At 68.0% G+C, this 21154-nt stretch carries 18 protein-coding genes and 1 riboswitch; of the genes, 8 read left to right on the plus strand and 10 right to left on the minus strand.

Going from position 1 to position 21154, the window contains the following annotated elements:
* Positions 1-38: 38 nt before the first annotated feature.
* Positions 39-968 carry an ROK family protein gene (locus LL236_RS12365; RefSeq protein WP_228179147.1) on the plus strand — a complete coding sequence of 310 codons (930 nt, stop codon included), beginning with the start codon at positions 39-41 and terminating at the stop codon, positions 966-968.
* A complete protein-coding gene (nagB, locus tag LL236_RS12370) occupies positions 961-1740 on the plus strand; it encodes a glucosamine-6-phosphate deaminase (protein ID WP_228179148.1) in 780 nt (259 codons plus the stop codon). Before LL236_RS12365 ends, nagB begins: the two co-directional genes overlap by 8 nt.
* A 30-nt stretch (positions 1741-1770) precedes the next feature.
* Here the strand turns inward: nagB and LL236_RS12375 are convergent, their stop codons facing one another.
* The 5 genes from LL236_RS12375 to LL236_RS12395 form a co-directional block, all read right to left on the minus strand.
* Positions 1771-2193, minus strand: a complete 423-nt coding sequence (locus tag LL236_RS12375) for an NUDIX hydrolase (RefSeq protein WP_228179149.1) — start codon at positions 2191-2193, stop codon at positions 1771-1773.
* Entirely contained in the window at positions 2190-3557 is a 1368-nt protein-coding gene (locus LL236_RS12380; RefSeq protein WP_228179150.1) for an FAD-binding oxidoreductase, read from the minus strand. The genes LL236_RS12375 and LL236_RS12380 overlap by 4 nt, the downstream gene beginning before the upstream one ends.
* Positions 3554-3931 (minus strand): YrdB family protein, encoded by a 378-nt coding sequence (locus tag LL236_RS12385; protein WP_228179151.1) that lies wholly within the window; start codon positions 3929-3931, stop codon positions 3554-3556. Before LL236_RS12385 ends, LL236_RS12380 begins: the two co-directional genes overlap by 4 nt.
* 135 nt (positions 3932-4066) lie before the next feature.
* A complete protein-coding gene (nagA, locus tag LL236_RS12390) occupies positions 4067-5227 on the minus strand; it encodes an N-acetylglucosamine-6-phosphate deacetylase (RefSeq protein ID WP_228179152.1) in 1161 nt (386 codons plus the stop codon).
* A complete protein-coding gene (locus tag LL236_RS12395) occupies positions 5224-6780 on the minus strand; it encodes a family 20 glycosylhydrolase (RefSeq protein ID WP_228179153.1) in 1557 nt (518 codons plus the stop codon). Before LL236_RS12395 ends, nagA begins: the two co-directional genes overlap by 4 nt.
* A gap of 82 nt (positions 6781-6862) precedes the next feature.
* Positions 6863-6946, plus strand: a riboswitch (ZMP/ZTP riboswitch).
* Between the two features lie 52 nt (positions 6947-6998).
* Here LL236_RS12395 and glyA point away from each other — a divergent pair.
* The 3 genes from glyA (at position 6999) to LL236_RS12410 (ending at position 10343) form a co-directional block, all read left to right on the plus strand.
* Positions 6999-8273: a serine hydroxymethyltransferase gene (gene glyA, locus LL236_RS12400; RefSeq protein WP_228179154.1), complete on the plus strand. Its 1275-nt coding sequence runs from the start codon at positions 6999-7001 to the stop codon at positions 8271-8273.
* A gap of 147 nt (positions 8274-8420) precedes the next feature.
* Positions 8421-9308: a bifunctional methylenetetrahydrofolate dehydrogenase/methenyltetrahydrofolate cyclohydrolase gene (locus LL236_RS12405; RefSeq protein WP_228179155.1), complete on the plus strand. Its 888-nt coding sequence runs from the start codon at positions 8421-8423 to the stop codon at positions 9306-9308.
* Positions 9309-9362: 54 nt separating this feature from the next.
* Positions 9363-10343 carry a DUF4436 family protein gene (locus tag LL236_RS12410; RefSeq protein WP_228179156.1) on the plus strand — a complete coding sequence of 327 codons (981 nt, stop codon included), beginning with the start codon at positions 9363-9365 and terminating at the stop codon, positions 10341-10343.
* On the opposite strand, the gene LL236_RS12415 is transcribed toward LL236_RS12410, so the two are convergent.
* Positions 10340-10783 (minus strand): hypothetical protein, encoded by a 444-nt coding sequence (locus LL236_RS12415; RefSeq protein WP_228179157.1) that lies wholly within the window; start codon positions 10781-10783, stop codon positions 10340-10342. The two genes, LL236_RS12410 and LL236_RS12415, sit on opposite strands and share 4 nt — an antisense overlap.
* A gap of 26 nt (positions 10784-10809) precedes the next feature.
* The gene (locus LL236_RS12420) at positions 10810-12246 is read right to left on the minus strand and encodes an XRE family transcriptional regulator (RefSeq protein WP_228179158.1); all 1437 of its coding nucleotides are present in this window, start codon (positions 12244-12246) and stop codon (positions 10810-10812) included.
* Between the two features lie 115 nt (positions 12247-12361).
* Between LL236_RS12420 and LL236_RS12425 the strand changes: the two genes are divergently transcribed.
* Positions 12362-14224, plus strand: a complete 1863-nt coding sequence (locus LL236_RS12425; protein ID WP_228179159.1) for a phosphoenolpyruvate carboxykinase (GTP) — start codon at positions 12362-12364, stop codon at positions 14222-14224.
* A gap of 16 nt (positions 14225-14240) precedes the next feature.
* Here LL236_RS12425 and LL236_RS12430 read toward each other — a convergent pair whose 3' ends face one another.
* Positions 14241-16238 carry an ABC transporter ATP-binding protein gene (locus LL236_RS12430; RefSeq protein ID WP_228179160.1) on the minus strand — a complete coding sequence of 666 codons (1998 nt, stop codon included), beginning with the start codon at positions 16236-16238 and terminating at the stop codon, positions 14241-14243.
* Between the two features lie 80 nt (positions 16239-16318).
* Between LL236_RS12430 and LL236_RS12435 the strand changes: the two genes are divergently transcribed.
* Entirely contained in the window at positions 16319-17281 is a 963-nt protein-coding gene (locus LL236_RS12435) for a LysR family transcriptional regulator (RefSeq protein ID WP_228179161.1), read from the plus strand.
* 82 nt (positions 17282-17363) lie between these two features.
* Here the strand turns inward: LL236_RS12435 and ligM are convergent, their stop codons facing one another.
* Positions 17364-18767, minus strand: coding sequence for a vanillate/3-O-methylgallate O-demethylase (gene ligM / locus LL236_RS12440; RefSeq protein ID WP_228179162.1), 1404 nt, complete (start codon positions 18765-18767; stop codon positions 17364-17366).
* Between the two features lie 130 nt (positions 18768-18897).
* Between ligM and LL236_RS12445 the strand changes: the two genes are divergently transcribed.
* On the plus strand, positions 18898-19908 hold the full coding sequence (locus LL236_RS12445; RefSeq protein ID WP_228179163.1) for a VOC family protein: 1011 nt from the start codon (positions 18898-18900) through the stop codon (positions 19906-19908).
* 100 nt (positions 19909-20008) lie between these two features.
* Here the strand turns inward: LL236_RS12445 and LL236_RS12450 are convergent, their stop codons facing one another.
* A complete protein-coding gene (locus LL236_RS12450; RefSeq protein WP_228179164.1) occupies positions 20009-21124 on the minus strand; it encodes a 5-methyltetrahydropteroyltriglutamate--homocysteine S-methyltransferase in 1116 nt (371 codons plus the stop codon).
* Between the last annotated feature and the right edge of the window lie 30 nt (positions 21125-21154).

Genomic DNA, 21154 nt, shown 5'->3' on the forward strand with positions numbered 1-21154 from the left:
ATGTGCACCACCCACCGCCTCTCGATCGGGGGCGGACGATGAGACTCGGCCTCGATGTCGGGGGAACCAAGACGGATGCTGTCGCCGTCGCCCCGAACGGCACCATCGTCTCCCGCACGCGCCTGGCCACCGGGTGGGGTCCGGATGCCGTCGTGCAGACGATCCTTGCTGCGGTCTCGTCGCTGCAGGCTGATCCCGCGCTCACAGCGGCGGATGTCCGGTCGGTGGGGATCGGGATTCCCGGCCGGATCGAACCGGGGTCAGGCCGGGTCGAACACGCCGTCAACCTCGGCGTCGAGACGCTCGATCTTGCCGCCGCCGTCGCTCCGGTCCTCGGAGTGCCCGTGCGCGTCGAGAACGACGTCAAGGCAGCGGCACTGGGTGCTGCCTCGCTGCGGGGCGGGACGCTCTCGATGGGGTATCTGAACCTCGGGACGGGGATAGCCGCCGCCATCGTGACGGGGGGCGTGCTCTGGCGCGGGGCGCGCGGTGGTGCCGGAGAGATCGGGCACCTGTCGATCGATCCGGCGGGACCCGTGTGCCGCTGCGGCCAATGCGGCTGCATCGAGGCGCTGGCCGGCGGAGGCGCGGTGTCAGCCCGGTGGGGCAGGCCCGGCGCGCTCCCGATTCGAGACGTCTTCGACGCTGCCGACGGCGGTGATGCGGCAGCCGTGCTGGTGCGAACCGACCTCGCCCGAGGCGTCGCCGCCGCTATCCGGGTGCTCGTGCTCACCGCGGATGTCGACACCGTGGTCCTCGGCGGCGGCATCACCGCTCTCGGCACCCGACTGCAGAGCGAGGTGGCTGCTCAGCTGGAGGCGAGCGCGCGGGAATCGGCATTCCTGCGTTCACTCCAGCTGGTCGACCGCGTTGAGATCCTCCCCGCGGGTGCGCCTGCCGCAGCGCTCGGAGCGGCGCTCATCGGCACTGAAGCTGCAGACGAAAGAGAGGTCCTTTCCCATGGCTGAAGTCATCATCGTCCCGGGCCGCGAGGCAGGCGGGAAGCTGGTCGCGAGCGAGATCGCGCGGCGTATCCGCGCGACGCCTGACCTCGTGCTCGGACTCGCGACCGGCTCGACGCCGCTCCCGGTATATCAGGCGCTGGTGCCCGCCCTCGCGGGCGTCGACGTGTCAACGGTGCGCGGGTTCGCCCTCGACGAGTACGTGGGCCTCGATCCCGCACACCCGCAGAGCTATCGGTCGGTCATCACGCGCGAAGTGGTCGAGCCGTTGGGGCTGGACCCGGCGCGCATTCGCGTCCCCGATGGGCGTCTCGACGGAGTCGCGCACGCCGGCGAGATCTATGAGGCAGCGATCATGGATGCTGGTGGCATCGCCCTGCAGATCCTCGGGATCGGTACCGACGGGCACATCGGTTTCAACGAGCCGGGCTCGTCGTTCGCCTCTCGCACGCGCGTCAAGACACTCACGGAACAGACACGCACCGACAATGCGCGCTTCTTTGCCTCGCCGGACGAGGTGCCGATGCACTGCATCACGCAGGGCCTCGGCACGATTCTCGAGGCAGACCACCTCGTGCTCCTCGCGTTCGGGAGCGCCAAGGCCGCGGCTCTCGCCGCCGCCGTCGAGGGCCCACTGTCGGCATCCGTCCCCGGTTCGGCGATTCAGCTTCATCCGCACGTCACCGTCGTCGTCGATGAGGATGCCGCAGCCGAACTCGCTCGGGCCGAGTACTACCGGTATGCCTACGCGAACAAGCCGGACTGGCAGGGCTTGTAGGCCGAGCGCCGTGCGCCGGCAGGGCTGGGGTTAAGCAGCGGAGTCACTCCACGCGAAACCGATCAGGTGCGTTCGGCTGAGGGGTGCGAGCGGCGTCGATGCAACCTCGTGCTCGGTGATCCAGCGCAGCTCAGCGATCTCGGCGCTGGCGTCAGCTCGGGCCTCGCTCACTCGCAGCACGAACGCATCGGCGATGACGCGGTGTCCCGGCTCGTTGGCCGCGGCAGCTTCGAACCGGCCGAGCGGGACGAGATCTTCAGCCGCGGCCCGGATGCCGGTCTCTTCTGCGATCTCACGGATGACGGCATCCATCGCGCTCTCGCCGGGGTCGGGCTTTCCGCCCGGTTGCTGAAAGACGGTAGCGCCATGCTTGCGCACGACGAGGGCGCGGCCGTCGGTCGACACGATGACTGCCGCGCTGACGTGGATGACCCCACTCACGGTGTCGCTCACGGCCCGAACACTTTGCCGGGGTTCAGGATCCCCTGCGGATCGAAGACACGCGCGATCTGGCGCTGCAGCTCCCACTGGTCATCGCCGAGTTCGTCCGCGAGCCACCGTCGCTTGAGCACCCCGATACCGTGCTCGCCGGTGAGAGTTCCGCCGAGCTCGAGCGCGGCACGAAACAGCTCATCGGCGGCTTCCCAGATCGCCGCGGGCACGTCGGGACCGTCGAAGATGAAGTTCGGATGCAGGTTCCCATCGCCAGCGTGAGCGACGGTGGGAATCACGAGGCCGTAGCGGCGCTCGATGTCGGCGATGCGCGCGAACATCGCCGCGAGCGCTGAGCGTGGTACCGAAACGTCCTCGATGAGGGTCGTGCCCAGGCGTGCCATCGCGGGATGCACCGACCGGCGGATCGCGAGCAGCCGCTCGCCCTCGTCGCGGTCGGTGGACACGGCGACGGTTCCTCCCGCTGCCTCGAGGACAGCGGTGATCGCCGCCGCGTCAGCTGCCGCCGCAGCGCCATCGGTCTGGATCGTCACGTGCGCCGCGCCCGGGGTCGGCGCGGCAAGGCCCAGCAACTCATGGATGGCCGTCAGGGCTGCGGCATCCAGCAGCTCCATGATCGCCGGTTGCAGTCCCGCGGCGGTGACTGCGCTGCACGCACTCGCGGCGGTGCCGACATCCGTGAAGGTTGCGGCGATGGTGCACACCTCGCCGGGCACGAGTCGCCGCAGCTTCAGGGTCGCACCAACCACGACGCCGAGGATGCCCTCGGAACCGACTACGAGAGATGTGAGGTCGAGCCCTGTGACGCCCTTGACCGTGCGGTGACCGAGGTGCAGGAGTCGCCCGTCGGCGAGGACGATATCGACGCCGAGGACGGCATCCCGCACCACGCCGTACTTGGCGCACAGTAGTCCGCCCGCTCCCGTGGCGATGTTGCCGCCGACTGTGGAGATGTCGCGGCTGGCGGGGTCGGGCGCCCACCACAGGCCGTACTCGGCAAGCGCGCGGTTCAGGTCCGCGTTCAGGATGCCGGGCTCGACCACGGCGAGCAGGTCGTCGGGCCGTACCTCCACGATGCGATCCATCGCCCGAACCGAGAGGGCGATCTCGCCGGGTCCGGCATTCGCACCGCCCGCGAGCCCCGTCCCGGCACCGCGGGTGACGACGGGTGTCCCCGTGACCGACGCGATGCGCAGGGTCGCCTGCACCTCTTCGACGCTCCGGGCGTGCACGACCGCGAGAGGACGGCCGGTGCTGGCGTGACCGGACTTGTCGGCGCGGGCGGCCTCGAGAGAGGCATCCGACGTGTCGAGCGCGTGGCCGAGTTCGGCACGCAGCTGCGCGAGGACCTCTCGGTCGCTCATGCCAGCCGGCGGCGCCCCGCGAGCACGCCGACGGTGACGGCGATGACCCCGAAGATCAGGCCGACCCAGACAAGGCCCACGCTCCACCAGGCGATCGTCGCCGAGACATACACGAGGAGCTCGACCACGGCCCGCAGGAACGGGTGGACGACGATGACGGCCCGGGGCGAAACGAACAGCGCCCACAGCAGGATGGCGACCACCGGCGCGACGATGCCGGCGACGATGTTCCAGGGGAAGGGCCAGGCGGCGAAGCCCCAGAACGCGAGAGTCCCGAACGCGAAGAGTTCGCACAGAACGGCGAGCACGTCGACCGCGCTCAACGCCGGGCGGGTCCCTGCGGGAACGCCGGACGGGGTCGCTGATTCGGGCATGTTTCCAGTCTAGGCCGCGTCAGTTGGGCGCATCTGGTCGCTTCCGCGACAAAGGTGGGCGCATCTGGTCGCTTCCGAGCCGGGACGGGACAGTTCGAGCCCATCTTTCCGTTGCCCCAGGCACGGGTGCTGGCGTCAGCGCATGCGGCGGCCATCGAGCCAGACCGCGCGCGGCGCGAGCGCGGCATCCAGCAGCACGGCGTCAGCGGCGAAACCTTCACGCAGGATGCCGAGTCGGTCGTCGACGCCGATCGCTGCCGCCGGCGCACGGGTGAGCGCGTCCAAGGCCGAGGGCAGGTCGATGCCGGCCTCGAGGGCAACGCGAAGCGCGGCATCCTGAGTGAGGGTCGACCCCGCGATCGTGCTCGTTCCTGCAACGCGGGCCACCCCGTCGACGACATCCACCTCCAGCTCGCCGAGCGTGTACCGGCCATCGCGGGCGCCCGCCGCGGCCATCGCGTCGGTGATGAGCGCGATCCGCCCCGGCGCCGCGGCGAACAGGATCCGGATGAGCTCCGGGTCAACGTGCACGCCGTCGGCGATCACCTCGAGCGTCGCGCGCGGGTCGGCGGTAGCCGCCCCGACCGGCCCCGGCGCACGGTGGTGCAAGGGAGGCATCGCGTTGAACGCGTGGGTCAGGATGCTCGCGCCGGCTTCGAACGCCGCACGCGTCGCCTCGGCGTCCGCATCCGTGTGACCGACCGCGACAGCGACTCCCGCATCCACGAAGGTTCGGATCGTCTTCGGTGCTCCCGGCAGCTCCGGTGCCACGGTGATCTGCCGGATCGTCCCCGCGCCGGCTGCGAGGAGCGCGGCGACGGCGTCCGGAGTTGCCTCCCGGAGGGCCGCGGGGTCGTGGGCGCCGCGGTGACCGGGATCCAGGAACGGCCCCTCGAGGTGCGTGCCGAGGATGCCGGCATCCGTGTGCGTCATCGCTGCGATCCGCGCAGCCTGGGCGGTGAGGTGCTCGAGCGAGCCCGAGACGAGCGAAAGGACTGCGCGCGTCGTGCCGCGTGCCAGATGCAGGGCTCGGGCGGCGCGGATGTCCGACTCATCGCTCTCGTACGAGAACCCGCCGCCGCCGTGGCCGTGGATGTCGACGAACCCCGGCGTGAGGATGGCGCCGGGCCCGGCTACGTCCCTCGCGGCGATGACCGTCGCCGAGGAGGTGCGTGACCGCCAGGTCTCTCCCTCTCCCACCGCGGCTATGGTGCCGCCGCGCATCTCGACCCACGCGTCGGCTGTCTCGGATCCGTCCGAGACGAGCCGGGCGCTGTGGATGATCGTGGCGCTCACGACGTTTCCTCGTCCCGCCACGGGATCTCGGGCGAGCGGCGGAAACGGATGCCGAGCGCACTCCAGAGCACGTCGAGCGCGCCGACCCGCTCGCGGAAAGAGTCCCACGTGCGCAGGGGGTTCAGGTCGCTGGCGGGAGACCAGGCTGCCTCGGCAGCAGCAGCGATCCGCGGGAACATCAGCGTGTCGATGTCGTCGGGACTGCGGACGGTCTCGGTCCACAGCGCGGCCTCGACCCCCAGGATGTCGCTCTCGGCCACCCCGTCGAGCACCGTCCCCGGTTCCCATGCGTAGGCGCGTTCCACGCTCGTGACACCGTTCGCCCAGGTGAGGCCCAGCTCCGAGTCCGCGGCATCCTTCATGTCGAGGTAGACGGCGTCGGCTGGCGACAGGATGATGCGCCCGCCGCGTGTGACGAAGCCCCGTGCTTTGTCGTCCGTACCGTCGGTCGGTGAGACGAATCCCCAGTAGTGGCCGACGGTTCCCGGATGCAGGTCGCTCGCTGCGCCGGCCTCGTGCCACATCACGGGCACCTTCCCGGCATCCGCAACGATGCGTGACGCGAGGCTCACGAACTCGGCGTAATCGGCGGGATCCGTCCCCAAGGCCTCGTCGCCGCCGACGTGCAGGTACGGGCCGGGCGTCATCGCGGCGAGATCGGTGACGACGTCCGTCACGAAGGCCTCTGTCGCCGCGTCGCCGATCCGCAGCGACGAGAAGCCGACGGCGAGGCCTTCGTATGGCTCGCCCGCGACGGGAAGCGTGCTGCCGTATGTCTCGACGACTTCGCGAATGTGGTCGGAGATCACCGGCTCTTCGACCAGGTCGGGGTAGGCGAGGCCGACAGCGTGGGTGTGACCGGGAAGATCGATCTCGGGCACCACTGTCATGTGGCGGGCCGCCGCGTACGCGACGATCCGCGCGTAGTCCTCGGCGGTGTAGAGGCCGCCGGGGTCACCGCCGATGGCGGTTGCGGATGCCAGCCGTGTCAACTCGGGCCGGGAGGGGATCTCGATCCGCCACCCCTGATCATCGGTCAGGTGCAGATGGAGGTGGTTCAGCTTCAGCTGCGCCGCCCGGTCGATCACACCGAGCACCACCTCGACCGGGGAGAAGTGGCGTGCGACATCAAGCATGACGCCGCGGTAAGCGAAGCGCGGCGAGTCAGCGATCTCTACGGCCGGGATGCGCCATCCGTCGTCGGTCCGCGCGATCAGCTGCGTCAGGGTCTGGATGCCGTAGAACAGCCCCGCCTCATCCGACCCGGTCACGGCGACGCCGTCTGTTGAAGTGATCAGCCGGTAGGACTCGGGGGTTTCGGCATCCGTGATGGACAGAGTGATGCCGGGGCCCGCAGCCGTCGGGTCGAGGTCGATCTCGCCGTCGGTTCGCGCAGACGCCAGGTTCGTCAGGATGCCGACGGCTGTCTGATCGCCGGTGACCGCCGTCCGCGCTTGCAGGGTGAATCCCGGTCCTTCGACCGCTGCCGCGTCGCGGGGGAGAGGAACCGGCCACGGGAAGGCGGCGGCGTCACGGGGCTGCGTCCCGGTCATGTAAAGAGTCCTAACAAATAGCGTTGAGTCACTCTACCAACCGCTCGGTCGCGGATCGAGGGCGTAGCGCGATCCGCTATGCTCGGGGTGTCGCGACTGGCGTTGAGGTGGATGACCACCGGGGAGCGACCGACACGGTACTCGACCGCACGCCTGGGTCGAGACGGAACCCCACCCGAAGCCGTCGTCCCCGCCCCGCAGCACAAGGAGCACACGCCATGAGCGACTCGTTCTTCACCGCCCCACTCGCCGAAGTCGATCCCGAGATCGCTCAGGTCCTCGATCGGGAGCTCGCTCGTCAGCAGAGCTACCTCGAGATGATCGCCTCCGAGAACTTCGTTCCCGTTTCGGTGCTGCAGTCGCAGGGCTCGGTGCTCACGAACAAGTACGCCGAGGGCTACCCGGGCAAGCGCTACTACGGCGGTTGCGAAGAGGTCGACGTGGCCGAAGAGCTTGCGATCGCGCGCGCGAAGGACCTGTTCGGTGCCGCGTACGCGAACGTGCAGCCCCACTCGGGCGCGACAGCCAATGCCGCGGTCCTGCACGCCATCGCCCGCCCCGGTGACACGATCCTGGGTCTATCTCTCGATCACGGCGGGCACCTCACGCACGGCATGAAGGCGAACTTCTCTGGGCGTCTGTACGACATCGTCGCCTACGGCGTCGACCCCGAGACGAGTCTGATCGACATGGACGAGGTGCGCCGCCTCGCGCTCGAACACCGTCCGCAGGTCATCATCGCGGGGTGGTCTGCGTACCCACGCCAGCTGGACTTCGCGCGCTTCCGCGAGATCGCCGACGAGGTCGACGCGCTGTTGTGGGTCGACATGGCTCACTTCGCCGGGCTCGTGGCCGGCGGCGTGCACCCCTCACCCGTGCCGCACGCGCACGTGGTGTCATCCACCGTGCACAAGACCATCGGCGGGCCCCGCTCGGGATTCATCCTGACCAACGACGAAGCGATCGCGAAGAAGATCAACTCGGCGGTCTTCCCGGGGCAGCAGGGCGGCCCCCTCATGCACGTGATCGCGGCGAAGGCGACGGCCTTCAAGCTGGCTGCGACCCCGGAGTTCCGGGAGCGGCAGCAGCGCACGATCCGCGGTGCGAAGATCCTCGCCGACCGGCTCGCCCAGCGCGATGTCGCAGATGCCGGCATCGCCGTCAGATCCGGTGGCACCGACGTGCACCTCGTGCTGGTCGACCTGCGAAACGCGGCGATCGATGGGAAGCAGGCGGAGGATCTGCTGCACGAGATCCAGATCACCGTCAATCGCAACGCCGTCCCCAATGACCCGCGCCCGCCGATGGTCACCTCCGGTCTTCGGATCGGGACGCCGGCGCTTGCCACTCGCGGTTTCGGGGACGCCGAGTTCGCCGAGGTTGCCGACATCATCGCGCTCGCGTTGCTGCCGAACCCCGATATCGATGCCCTGCGTGCGCGCGTCGCGACGCTGACCGAAGCCTTCCCGCTCTACCCGGGGCTGTCGCAGTAAGGACGGCGTGCACGGGCCCGTGGCCAACGGTGGGCGGGGCTTCGGCAGCCGGCTCTGGCTGACGGGACCCGGCATCCGTAGAATACCTATGGACGTAGTTATCCGTCCCGGGACGCGGATGTCGCGGGATGACGACAGGAGACGCGAATGACTGCACAACTGCTCGATGGCACCGCGACAGCCGCCGCGATCAAGGGGGAGCTGCGTGACCGCGTCGCTGCCCTCGCGGAGCGGGGCATCGTGCCTGGCCTGGGTACTCTGCTCGTCGGCGATGACGGCGCCTCGCGCTCCTACGTCACCGGCAAGCACCGCGACTGCGCGGAGGTCGGTGTCGCATCGATCGCTGTCGAGCTGCCCGCGACGGCGACGCAGGACGAGATCGCGGATGCCGTCCGTGCGCTCAACGCGGATCCTGCCGTCACCGGGTTCATCGTGCAGCTGCCGTTGCCGAAGGGCATCGATGAGAACGCCATCCTTGAGCTGATCGATCCCGACAAGGATGCCGACGGCCTGCATCCCACGAACCTCGGCCGGCTCGTCCTGGGCGTTGACCCCGCAACGGCCGTACCTGCACCCCTGCCGTGCACACCCGCCGGGATCATCGAACTCCTCACCCGTCATGGCGTGCAGATCGCAGGCAAGCACGTCACCGTCATCGGGCGCGGAATCACCGTCGGTCGCCCACTCGGGCTTCTGCTGACCCGCAAGGGCACCGACGCGACAGTGACACTCACTCACTCACGCACTCCTGACCTGGAGGCGCAGGTGCGCCGAGCCGACATCGTGGTGGCCGCCGTCGGGCAGCCGCACCTGGTAAAGCCCGAGTGGATTGCGCCGGGCGCTGCAGTGCTGGATGTCGGCGTGACCCGCGTCGGAACTACCGAGACCGGGCGCGCGAAGCTTGCCGGGGATGTCGATCCAGCCGTTGCGGAGGTCGCCGGCTGGCTTTCGCCGAACCCGGGCGGCGTCGGACCCATGACCCGCGCGATGCTCGTCGCGAACGTCGTGGAGACCGCCGAACGCTTGGCCCGCTGAATTGGACCGCCGGGGCGAGGCGCGGCGGCCTCCTCGCTCTGGCACAATGACGCCGTGACGTCCTCGACTCCTGCGCGACGCCGCGGCCGCCGTGCGGCGATGGTGGGCGGCATCCTCGCCCTCGTTCTGTTGTACGTCGTCGTGGTTCTGCTCTACGCGTCAGGTGGACGCATCGAGCGTGCGTCTGTGGCTAGCGGCGGCTCTGGGCAACCGCTCGTGCTCACCCTGACTCCTGCCGACGTTGACGGTGCGGCGAGCCACCTCACACTGCGAATCACGCCCGGTCCCGACCTCGGGTCCTACTCGTCCGACCAGTTCTCGATGGACGAAACGGTGCACGTCCTGGTCACCGGAACCGACGGGTCGCGCACGATCACATACGGCGCGGACGAGGTCGTGGGTGCCGAGACCGTCACGCTCACGCTCGACGGATTCATCGAGCAGTGGCCGTTTGACAGGTACACGACTGACACGATGATCGTGCCGCTGCGCGAAGCTGCGGACGGTGAGGGCGTGCCGATCCCGTACGAACTCGCGGTCGATGGTCGAGTCCCGGGTTGGAACGTCACCGCCCAGGCGGTGGAGTTGCCCGCTATGGCCACCGAGGACGGGCTGATCACAACCCTCGGGGTGCAGTTCACCATCACGCGCGCGGCATCCACGATCGCTTTCGGCGTCGTGCTGTTGACGCTGATGGTGATCGCACCTGTTCTCGTCCTAACCGCAGCGATCACCGTCTACCGGGGCCGCCGCAAGATTGAGGCGACCATGCTCGGCTGGTTCGGCGCGATGTTGTTCGCGACGATCCCGCTGCGCAACTTCCTCCCCGGCTCGCCGCCGATCGGCTCGTGGGTGGACTACCTCATCGTGCTCTGGGTGATCGCTGCGCTCATCGCTGGACTGGTCATCTTCATCCTCGCGTGGCTCCGTAGCGGCCCGGCCGGCGTTGCCGCTGCCGAGTCTGCGAGCGGCGCCCACGTGCAGGGCGACAGATCCGACGCGGATGCCGGATCAGATGGTGGCGCGGACTCCTAGCCGCCGTGGGAGTCGCGCCCGCGGGCGCCGTCCCAGAGACGGCCAGCGTGCGCTTCGAGGCGGTCATCGATGGCGTCGTAGATGAGCCATGCGATGACAAACAGCACCGGCGGGATGACCCAGCCCCAGAAGAAGCCAGCGACGCCTACGCCGGAGAGCACGACCACGAGCACCCACACGACTGCTGCGACGATGAGCACGATGGTGCCCTGAACGAGCTTTGCGCCGGTCCGTGTGAGGTCTCGGCTTGACCGTTCGGCGCGGCCTCCCAACCATCGTCGTAAGGCTGGTTTGACCCAGAGCGTCGCCAGGGCGAGGATCACCGCTGCCCACAGCACCGACCACCCGACCGAGACCTGCGGCATGATCAGACCGATCACGAGCAGCACGACGACGTCGAAAACGTAGAGAGTCACGAAGCGGATCAGCCAAGCTCGCACGAATCCACCCTGCCACGGATGCCGCGTCAGGCGTGGCGCTCCAGGAAGGCGTACACCTCGGAGTCGTCGACGCCGGGGAAGTTGCCTCGGGGGAGCGGGGTGAACATCTGCATGTGCACGCGGGCGCTCGGCCACGCCTTGCCCTCCCAGCGAGAGGTGAGCTCCGAGGGCGCCCGGCGGCAGCACGCCTCGTCGGGGCACGAAGAGACCGCGCGTTTGGTCGTCTCGCGACCGCGGAACCAGCGGGCGTCGTCGAACGGAACGCCCACGCTGATCGAGAACTCGCCGTCGGCTGTGGTGCCGGTCTGTGTGGCACACCAGAACGTCCCGGCGGGAGTGTCGGTGTACTGGTAATGCTCGGTCGTGCGGTTCTGCTCCGAGAAGGCAGCGCGGGCCGACCACTTGCGGCACGCGATCTGCCCATCGACCGCCCCTGTGACGTCCATGGGCAGGGGAAGGTCGTCGTTCTCATAGACGCGCGAGATGGCTCCGGATCCGTCGACGCGCAAGAAGTGCAGACGGATGCCGAGGTGCTGCGTCATCAGGTTCGTCATCCGCATCGCAGCCGCCTCGTGGGTCACGCCGAATGCGTCACGGAAGTCCTCGACGGCAAGGTTGCGGTCCTTCTTGGCCTGCTGTAGGAACGCGACGCCATTGGTCTCGGGGATGAGGCAGCAGGCGGCGAAGTAGTTGATCTCCAGGCGCTGTTGCAGGAAGTCGGCATACGAGGTGGGCCGCTGGTGTCCGAGCAGCCGGTGCGCCATCGCCTGCAGAGCCATGGAGCGCAACCCGTGGCCGCCGGGGATCGATGCGGGGGGTAGATAGATGCGGCCGTTCTCGAGATCGGTGACCGACCGCGCGGACCGGGGAAGGTCGTTGACGTAGAGCAGTTCGAACCCGAGGCGCTCGGCCATGATGCTCACAGTGCGGTGGGTGAGCGCGCCCGAGACGTGTCCGGCCGCAGCGAGCTGTTTCTCGGCAAGCTTCTCGATCTCGGGAAGGTAGTTGTCGCGCTCCCGCATCCGCAGGCGAAGCTCAGTGTTGGCTCGGCGCGCCTCTTCGGGCGTCGCGATCGCTTCCCGCTCGCGGCGATCGAGCTCCCGGTGCAGTCCGAGAATCGACTCGATCGTCTCGTCCGGCATCCCCTTGGTGACCTTGACCGGTGGGATGCCGAGGCTGCGAAACACGGGGCTTGCCTGTGCGCGCTCCAGCTCGATCTCCAGCGCCGCACGGCGATTCGGGGGTTCAGCGGCCAGGAGATTGGTGACCTCCAGGCCCGTCGCGTGGGCGATTGCCTGCAGCAGCGAGAGCTTCGGCTCGCGCTTGCCGTTCTCAATGAGGCTCAGCTGGCTGCCCGCGACCCCCACTTGTGCACCCAACTCATCGAGCGTCCAGCCGCGAGCCACCCGTTCGTGACGGATGCGGTGCCCGAGTGTCACCAGTTCGAGGTTCGTGGGTGCCATTCCTTGATGCTAGCGAAAGAATCGGGGTTCTTATGGGGGTAGACGGCTTCAAACCCCGCTTCGCGTGCGGGAAAGTGGAGAAAGAACCCTGACGACGTCGCCCACAGGAGAGACAATGGCCATCGCTGACATTACTCGCCCCACTATTTCGGCGCCCGCGTCGGCATCCGGCGAGCTGCCGTCGATCTCCGGGCCCGGCATGGACGCCCTGATCGAGTGGGTGGATGAGATCGCTGCGCTCACCAAGCCCGACCGCATCCACTGGGTGAACGGCTCCCGTGCCGAGAACGAGGCGCTGCTGCGCGAGCAGGTCGAACAGGGCAAGCTCATCAAGCTCAACCCCGAGTGGCGCCCGGGCTCGTACCTCGCCCGCTCTCACCCGAGCGACGTCGCCCGCACCGAGGCGCGCACCTTCATCGCCTCGGAGCGGGAAGAAGACGCCGGCCCGACCAACAACTGGGTGGCCCCTGCCGAGATCCGTGGCACCATCACTCCGCTGTTCGACGGCTCGATGCGCGGGCGCACGATGTATGTCGTGCCGTTCTCGATGGGACCCGTCGCTGGACCGCTGTCGCACATCGGTGTGCAGATCACCGACAGTGCCTACGCGGTCACCTCGATCGGCATCATGACGCGTGTGGGCACCGACGTCCTGCGCGAGATCGCAGGCGGGTCGCCGTGGGTCAAGACCGTCCACTCCGTGGGTGCGCCGCTCGCGCCCGGTCAGGAGGATGTCGCCTGGCCGTGCAACGACGAGAAGTACATCGTGCACTTCCCCGACACCCTCGAGGTGTGGTCGTACGGCTCCGGATACGGCGGCAACGCCATCCTCGCCAAGAAGTGCTTCGCGCTTCGTATCGCATCGGTCATCGGCCGCGACGAGGGGTGGATGGCTGAGCACATGCTGCTCATCCGCGTCATCAGCCCCGAGGGCAAGGCGTACCATCTCGCCGCCGCGTTCCCGTCGGCGTGCGGCAAAACCAACCTCGCGATGCTGCGCCCGACGATTCCCGGATGGCGCGTCGAGACGCTCGGCGACGACATCGCGTGGCTGCGCCCGGGCGAGGATGGGCGTCTCTGGGCGATCAACCCCGAGGCTGGCTTCTTCGGCGTGGCACCCGGGACCGGCGAGTCCACCAACGTCACGGCTGTCGAAACGCTCTGGGGCAACACGATCTTCACGAATGTCGCGCTCCGGCCCGATGGCGACGTCTGGTGGGAGGGACTGACCGACGAAGCTCCCGCCGAACTCATCGACTGGGAAGGCAACCCCTGGACCCCGGCATCGGGGCGTCCCGCCGCGCACCCGAACTCCCGCTTCACCGTTCGCGCAGACCAGTGCCCGCAGATCGCGGACGACTGGGATGCGCCCCAGGGCGTGCCGATCGACGCAATCCTGTTCGGCGGACGCCGCGCCACGAACGTTCCGCTCGTGGTCGAGGCAACCGACTGGGTTCACGGGGTTTTCCTCGGCTCGACGATCTCGTCCGAGCGCACCGCGGCTGCTGAGGGCACGGTCGGTGAACTGCGTCGCGACCCGTTCGCGATGCTGCCCTTCTGCGGCTACAACATGGCCGACTACTTCGGCCACTGGGTCAAGATGGGCCAGCAGCTGCGGTTCGATCGCGCGCCGCGGATCTTCCAGGTCAACTGGTTCCGAAAGGGGGCGGATGGCCGCTTCCTCTGGCCCGGATTCGGCGACAACTCGCGTGTCATCGAGTGGATCATCCGTCGCGTCGACGAGACGGTGCCGGCGCTCGACAGCCCCATCGGGCGCCTGCCGCGCGTCGAGGACCTCAACCTCGAGGGCATCGAGGTTCCGCAGGAAGACCTCGATGAGCTGTTCGCGGTCGATCCGGCCTCGTGGCTGCACGAGGCTGACCTCACCGAAGAGTTCTACGGCGTCTTCGATGGCCGCATCCCGGCTCAGCTGAACGCCGAGCTCGCGGCGCTTCGGTACCGCCTCAGATCAGCCTGACCGCAGCGCACGCGGGTCAGACCAGCAGTTGGTGGCGGGCGAGGTCGCGATAGAGCGGTGTCGACTCGACCAACTCACCATGGGTCCCTTGGCCGATCACCTCGCCGTTTTGCATGACGACGATCAGGTCACTGTCCACGACCGTCGACAGGCGATGGGCGATGACGATGAGGGTCCGTTCTGCTGCGACGGCGTCGATGGCATCCCGCATCCGCTGCTCGTTGAGACCGTCCAAGGATGATGTCGATTCGTCCAGCAGCAAGATGGGGGGAGCTGCCAGCAGGGCACGCGCGATCGCCAGCCGCTGACGCTCGCCGCCCGAGAGCATGACGCCGTTCTCGCCCACCGGAGCCTCCAGGCGCAACGGACTGCGCTCCAGCACCTCGGTCAGGTTCACCGCGTCGAGGACGCGCTCGCAATCAGCATCCGTCGCCTCGGGAGAGGCCAGGCGCAGGTTCTGCGCGATCGTCCCGGCGAGGGTCGGCGCATCTTGTTCGACGTAGCCGAGCTGCGCGCGAAGCTGTTCGCGCGGGAGTGTCCGGATATCGGCGCCGCCCAGCAGGATCGCGCCGGCTGTCGGGTCGTAGAACCGCTCGATGAGCGCGAGCGTCGTGCTCTTACCGGCTCCTGACGGGCCGACGATCGCCACGCGCGACCCGCGGGGGACGTGGAACGAGACGCCGCGCAGCACCTCGCCAGCATGATCGGATGCCTCGGACTGCGCCTGCGCGCCGGACTCGGCATCCGCGTCGCCCTCGCCGTCACCCGGGAGTGCGATCACCGAGGTGTCGACATGCGCACTCTCGAGCACCGCACGTGCTTCAGTTTCGGCCTTCCGGCGCGCGGCGACAACGGCCTCGGGATAGCGGAACCAGACATCCCGGAACTCGATCGCCGGCGATTCGATTGCCGCAAACTGATCGTCGGCGTCTGAGCCTGCGGCGTGTTGCGGCAAACGGGCGGGGGAGGACTCCGTGACGGATGCCGCGAGCCGCGCGTCGTCGGCATCCTCGACCGGCAGATTGAGGATCTCTTGGATGCGGCCGAGAGCCCCCAGGGCCTGGTTCACCGAGGTGATGGCGCCGAAGAAGCTCCCGAGGGGGCCGACGAGCAGGAAGAGGAACATGATGAAGGTGACCAGGCTCGCGATCTCGATCGCGCCGGACGCCACGCGGAACCCGCCGACACCCAGGACGACCAGCAGCGAGACCTGCAGGGCGATACCCGCGACGGGAACGACGAGCGCCGAGACCTTCGCGATCCGCACGCCGACGCCGTAAGCCTCCGTCGCGACACCCGTGATGTCTGCGACTTCGCGGTCGGTGGCGCCGGCGGCGCGCACCGTCCGTATCGAACTCACAGCGCGCTCCACTGACGACGCGAGCTCGCCGACCTTCTCTTGCTGCTCACCCGTGGCGCGGCGAATCCTGCCGCTGAGGATCACGACCACGGTGACCGACAGACCGATGACGACGACAATCAGCAGCAGCAGGAGGGGGTCGATCAGGGCCATCGCGACCAGGGCGCCGATAAAGAGGAGCGAGTTGCCGACGGCATCCGCGAGTCCCTGCGTGAGGACCGCATACAGCAGCGTCGTGTCGGTACCCACACGGGAAACGAGGTCGCCTGTGCGGCGGGCGTCGAATTCCTGGATGGGAAGATGCAGGATGCGGGCCACGAGCTGTCGCCGGCTCGAGTAGACCACGGCAGTCCCGGTGCGCTGCAGCAGGTAGTGCTGGAACCCGGAGATGAGGGACGCCGCGACCACGAGCGCGACGATTCCCCACACCAGCCATCCGAGGGGGACTTGATCCTGAACGCGGGTGATCACCTGGCCGACCAGCACGGGCTGGGCGAGAGTGGCGACTGCGCCGATGATGCTCAGGATCGCGACCACGATGAGCACGTTCCGATGCTCGAGAAGGAAGGGCACCAGCTGGCGGAACGTCGCTCGCGGGCCTTCTTCGGGGGTGCGACGACCACGGCGGGCGGGACGCGAATCAGCGCGCGACATCGAGACCTCGATTCGGGGGAGGGGCTAACTACGACCGTACTCCGCGCTGGTTGTTCTGCTCACCCGGCGGATGACGTCGGGTGAGGATCCGCACCGAGATCGTGAAAGAAGTCGTCGACAGCTCCTGCGCAGACCTCACACGGGTCTTCGTGGCCATCTACGAGTCCGGCAGCCTTACGGCGGCGGGGCGCAGGCTCTTTGTGACGCAGTCGGCGATCAGTCAGTCGCTGGCGAGGCTGCGGCGGGAGCTCGGTGATCCGTTGTTCGAGCGCACTGCCCAGGGGATGCGCCCCACGGCCCTCGCCGAGGCGATCTATCCCGAGCTGCACGAGGGTCTGTCCGTGATCGATCGGACGCTGGCTGCCGTGACCGGCTTTGATCCCTCCACCTCCGAGCGCACGTTTCGGATAGCCCTGTCAGAACTGGGCGAGATCGGCTGGTTGCCCGCGATCGGGGAGGCCATGGCTGCCGCGGCGCCGCGCGCCCGGCTCGCCGTCAGTGCGCTGCGGGGCGAAGACCTCGAAGAGCTGCTCACCAGGGGGTCCGTGGACCTTGCCATCACCCCCATGGAGCTGCCTGGCGCCTTTGAGCGGCAGACCGTCAAGCGCGAGGGGTACCGCGTCGTGATGTCGGCCCAGAACCCGTTAGCCGAGACAGAGATGACTCTCGAGGTCTACCGGGGGGCGCGGCGAGTGTGGGTCGAGGGCGACTCGAGCGCAAGCGTGCTGGCCGGCGTGCATGCCCGTCAGGGCGTGAGCGATCCTCCGGCACTCAGCGTGCAGCATGTCGCGTCGCTCCCGCCTCTGCTGGCGCGGTCGACAACACTGATCGCCACGATTCCCGAGACTCTCGCCGTCGGGTGGTCGCGCAGTTGGCCACTGGTGATCCGTGATCTGCCGTTTGCTCTGGGCCCGGTAGAGCTGCACCTGTATCGTCGCCGCTCCCCGCAGCACACGGGAGCGCTGGACTGGTTCTTTGCGACGGTCTCTGCCGCCGTCAGCGGCTTTCCGGGCGGCTTTGAAGGCATTCACATCGCGTCGTGATGCGTCGGGTCTGACACGAATGAGGGGGCGGATGCTGCAGCATCCGCCCCCTCATTCGTCTGGTGCGCGTAGCGCGTCGGGGTCAGAGTGCCCCGGTGGTGCGCCACCCGCCCTGGTATTCCTGGCGTGCGGTCACCGCGTACGGCACCGGGCTCACGACGGCGCGGATCGCGATCTGCTCGTGCGGCTCGACTGTCGTCTTGCCCGACCCGCCGTTCGGCTCGCCCCAGACGACCCGGACCTCGGCGCCCACGGGCACGTCACGGTCGACCGTGGCCAGCGACAGGCCGCGCTTCTCGTTGGCGGTCACGCCGGTGAACAGCGACAGTCCGACGGTGTTGCCGTCGGCGTCGATGACCGCGTCGTAGTTGCTCGAGCCGTAGTTTGCGTTGGGAAGGTCGAAGAACTGGTAGCCGGGGCCTTCGCGGTCGAGCACGGAGGCGAGCACCTTGGTGAGGTCCTCGTCGTTCCAGGCCAGAGTGACCTTCTTGCGCTGGGTCTCGGGGTCGATCTTCTCGAGGGCATCACGACCGATGAAGTCGTGGTCGAACTTGACGAACGACCCGTAGCCGAGCTCCCAGGGGTTGAGGTAGTAGTCCTCGATGTTGTCCGAGACGAACGATCCAGCCAGGGCGTTGATGGCCTCGTAGCTGTTCGCGGGCAGCCACTCGCGGTAGGCGCGCTCTGCCTCACTGGAGTAGATCGCCGGAAGGGGCGAGGGGATCCAGCCCGACTCCAGGGTGTTCGAGGAGTAGGCGCGGGAGCCGCAGGGCTCGATGCCGAACTCGCGGCCGGCCTCGAGGATGGCGTCACGGATCTTGCCGTGCTGCTCGTACGGTCCCCAGATCTCCAGGCCCGGGGCGCCGGCCATACCGTGACGGAGGGTGCGCACCTTCTCGCCAGCGATCGTCATCTCTCCCATGTGGAAGAACTTGACCTGCTCGACGGGGCCGCCGGCGAGCTTCTCGATGATCGCCCAGGCGTTGGGGCCCTGAATCTGGAAGCGGTAGTAGTCGCGGTGCACGGCCTGGCCGTAGGGGCGCGAGGGGGAGCGGTCGTCGTAGCGGACCTCGACGTTGTAGCCGCCGGTCTCGGCGTGGAACTGCAGCCAGTTCGCGCCGGGAGCGCGGCCGACGTACACGTACTCGCCTTCTGCTTCGTGGAAGAGGATGCCGTCGCCGATGACGCCGCCGTTGGAGGCCGTCGGGACGAACTGCTTGGCCGTGTTGACGGGGAAGTTCTTGAACCCGTTGATGCCGGTCTCGCTGAGCAGCTTCAGTGCGTCGGGTCCCTTCACGAAGAAGTTGACCATGTGGTGGCTCTGGTCGTAGAGCACGGCGGCATTGCGCCACGCCTTCTGCTCTCGGCGCCAGTTGCTGAACTCGGCCGGGACGACCGGGTAGATGTACGTGCCGAGCTGCGAGTCCCGCAGCATCCGGACGGTATCGCCCTTCTCGTCCAGCAGCTCTTGCAGATTCTTGGCCATGGGTGTCTCCTCGACTTCCTCGTCCGGGTGGTGTCAGCGAGAGCGTACGGGCAAAATTTACCTATGTCCAGAGGTAAATCGATGATAGACAGGAGGCATCGGTAGAGAGGCTGTGTCAGAGAGGACACCCATGGCTACGAGCGAGAACTTCGACCTTGCCCACCTGGGCGCCGTGGAACTGTTCACTCCGCGGTTCGAGGAGAGCCTCCGGTTCTTCCGCGACATCTGCGCGATGCGGGAGGTCGCCCGCATCGGAGATTCGGCGTATCTGCGGTGTTGGGACGAGTACCAGCTGTACACGCTCAAGCTCACCGCGTCCGACACGAACGGCGTGGGTCGCACTCTCTACCGCGCATCGAGCCCGGAGGCTCTGGAGAGACGAGTGGCGGCGATCGAGGCATCCGGCCTCGGGCATGGCTGGCGGGATGCCGAGGTCGGTGTGGGCCGCTCGTTCGAGTTCGAGGATCCCGACGGCCACCTCATGGCGCTGTACTACGACACCGAGCATTATGTTCCGGATGACGAGGATCGCCCGGCGCTGAAGAACCAGGCATCCGCGTACCCCGGCCGGGGGATCAACGCACGGCGGATGGATCACATCAACTACCTCGCGAGCGATGTCAACGCGGCGGGGGAGTTCTGGCGCGATGTCATGATGTCGCGGGAGTCCGAGCGGGTGCGCCTCGACGACGGCCGGTATGGGGCCTGGTGGTTCCGGTTCAACCAAAAGTCGTACGACGTCGTGTACTCCGACGACTGGACGCACCAGCGGGGCCGGTTCCACCACTTCGCGATCGCCCCGGACTCTCGGGAAGACATCCTCAAGGCAGCCGACATCTGCCTCGAGAACGGCATCTACATCGAGTACGGCCCCTACAAGCACGCGATCAACCAGACGTTCTTCCTCTACGTATGGGAACCGGGCGGGAACCGCATCGAATTTGCCACCGCACAAGGGCGTCTCATCCTCGACCCCGACTGGCCGGTCGTCGAGTGGAGTCAGGCCGAGCGCGCCAAAGGGCAGGCCTGGGGGATGAAGACGGTGCCGACGTTCCACACCCACGGCACCCCGTTCGTCGAGGACCAGGAAGAGATCGACCGTGCAGCCCTCGAGGGCCGTCCTTACCTCAAGCGCTCCTGAGCTGTGGACTCCCACGCGAGGGGTCGCAACACGCCGTAAGCCGCTGCGTCTGTGCGGCGTGTTGCGACCCCTCGCGTCAAGGCTGCGGCTCGCGTGCGGGTCAGCTCCAGACGGTGGCGGCAGTGTCGACGACCAGGCGGATCTTGGCCCACTGCTCGTCCTCGGTGAGGAGGTTGCCCTCCTCGGTCGAGGCGAATCCGCACTGGGGGCTGAGGGCAAGCTGCTCAAGCGGCGCGAACTGCGCAGCCTCCTGGATGCGGGTGCGCAGCAGGGCGGCATCCTCGAGCTCTCCCGACTTGGTGGTCACCAGGCCCAGCACGACGCGCTTGTGGCCATGGGGGAGGAAGCGCAACGGCTCGAAGCCACCGGCGCGGTCGCTGTCGTACTCGAGGAAGTAACCGTCGTAGTTCGTGTCGGCCAGCAGGTGCTTGGCGACCGGCTCGTAGCCGCCGGAGGAGATCCAGGTAGACCGGAAATTGCCCCGGCACACGTGGGTGGTGATCGTCATGTCGGCGGGCTTTGCCTCGAGGATCGCGTTGAGCATCGCTGAGTAGCGTTCGCCGATTCCCTCGGTGCGGATGCCGCGGGCCGCTGCCTTCTCGAGCTCCTCGGGCGAACAGAGGTAGGCCCATGCGGTGTCATCGAACTGCAGGTAGCGGCATCCGGCGTCATAGAACGCCTGTACCGCGTCGCGGTAGGCCTGCACGAGGTCGGGTACGAGCGCGTCGCGGTCGGCATACAGGTCGGTGGTGATCCCGGAGGGCTCGAGGCGGAAGTCGAACACGGTGGGGGCGGGGATCGTGAATTTCGGTGTTGCTCCGGTTGCGGCAGTCGCTTCGGCAAGCGCGCGGAAGTGGGCGACGAACGTGTGCGTGTCACGGAATCCGACTTGTCCGCTCACCTGCAGGCCGAGCGGCCGGGTCTGCACACCCTGGAACTGGATGCCGTGGTCGAGCTCGACGACCTCGACGCCATCGAGCATCCCGAAGAAGTCAAAGTGCCACCACGACCGCCGGAATTCCCCATCGGTGGCAAGCCGCAGACCGTTCTGCGCTTCCTTGGCCACGAGCGCCGCGATCTCGGCGTCTTCCACCTCGCGCAGGGCGCTCTCGTCGATCTCGCCGGCAGCGCGCGCGGCACGAGCCTCGGCGAGAGCTGCCGGTCGAAGGAAACTGCCGACGATGTCGGCGCGGTACGGAAGCTGTGTATCGGTCACACCGGGATGCTACTCCGACGTCTCAGGATG

This window comes from Microbacterium schleiferi (assembly GCF_020781975.1).
Classification (GTDB): Bacteria; Actinomycetota; Actinomycetes; order Actinomycetales; family Microbacteriaceae; genus Microbacterium.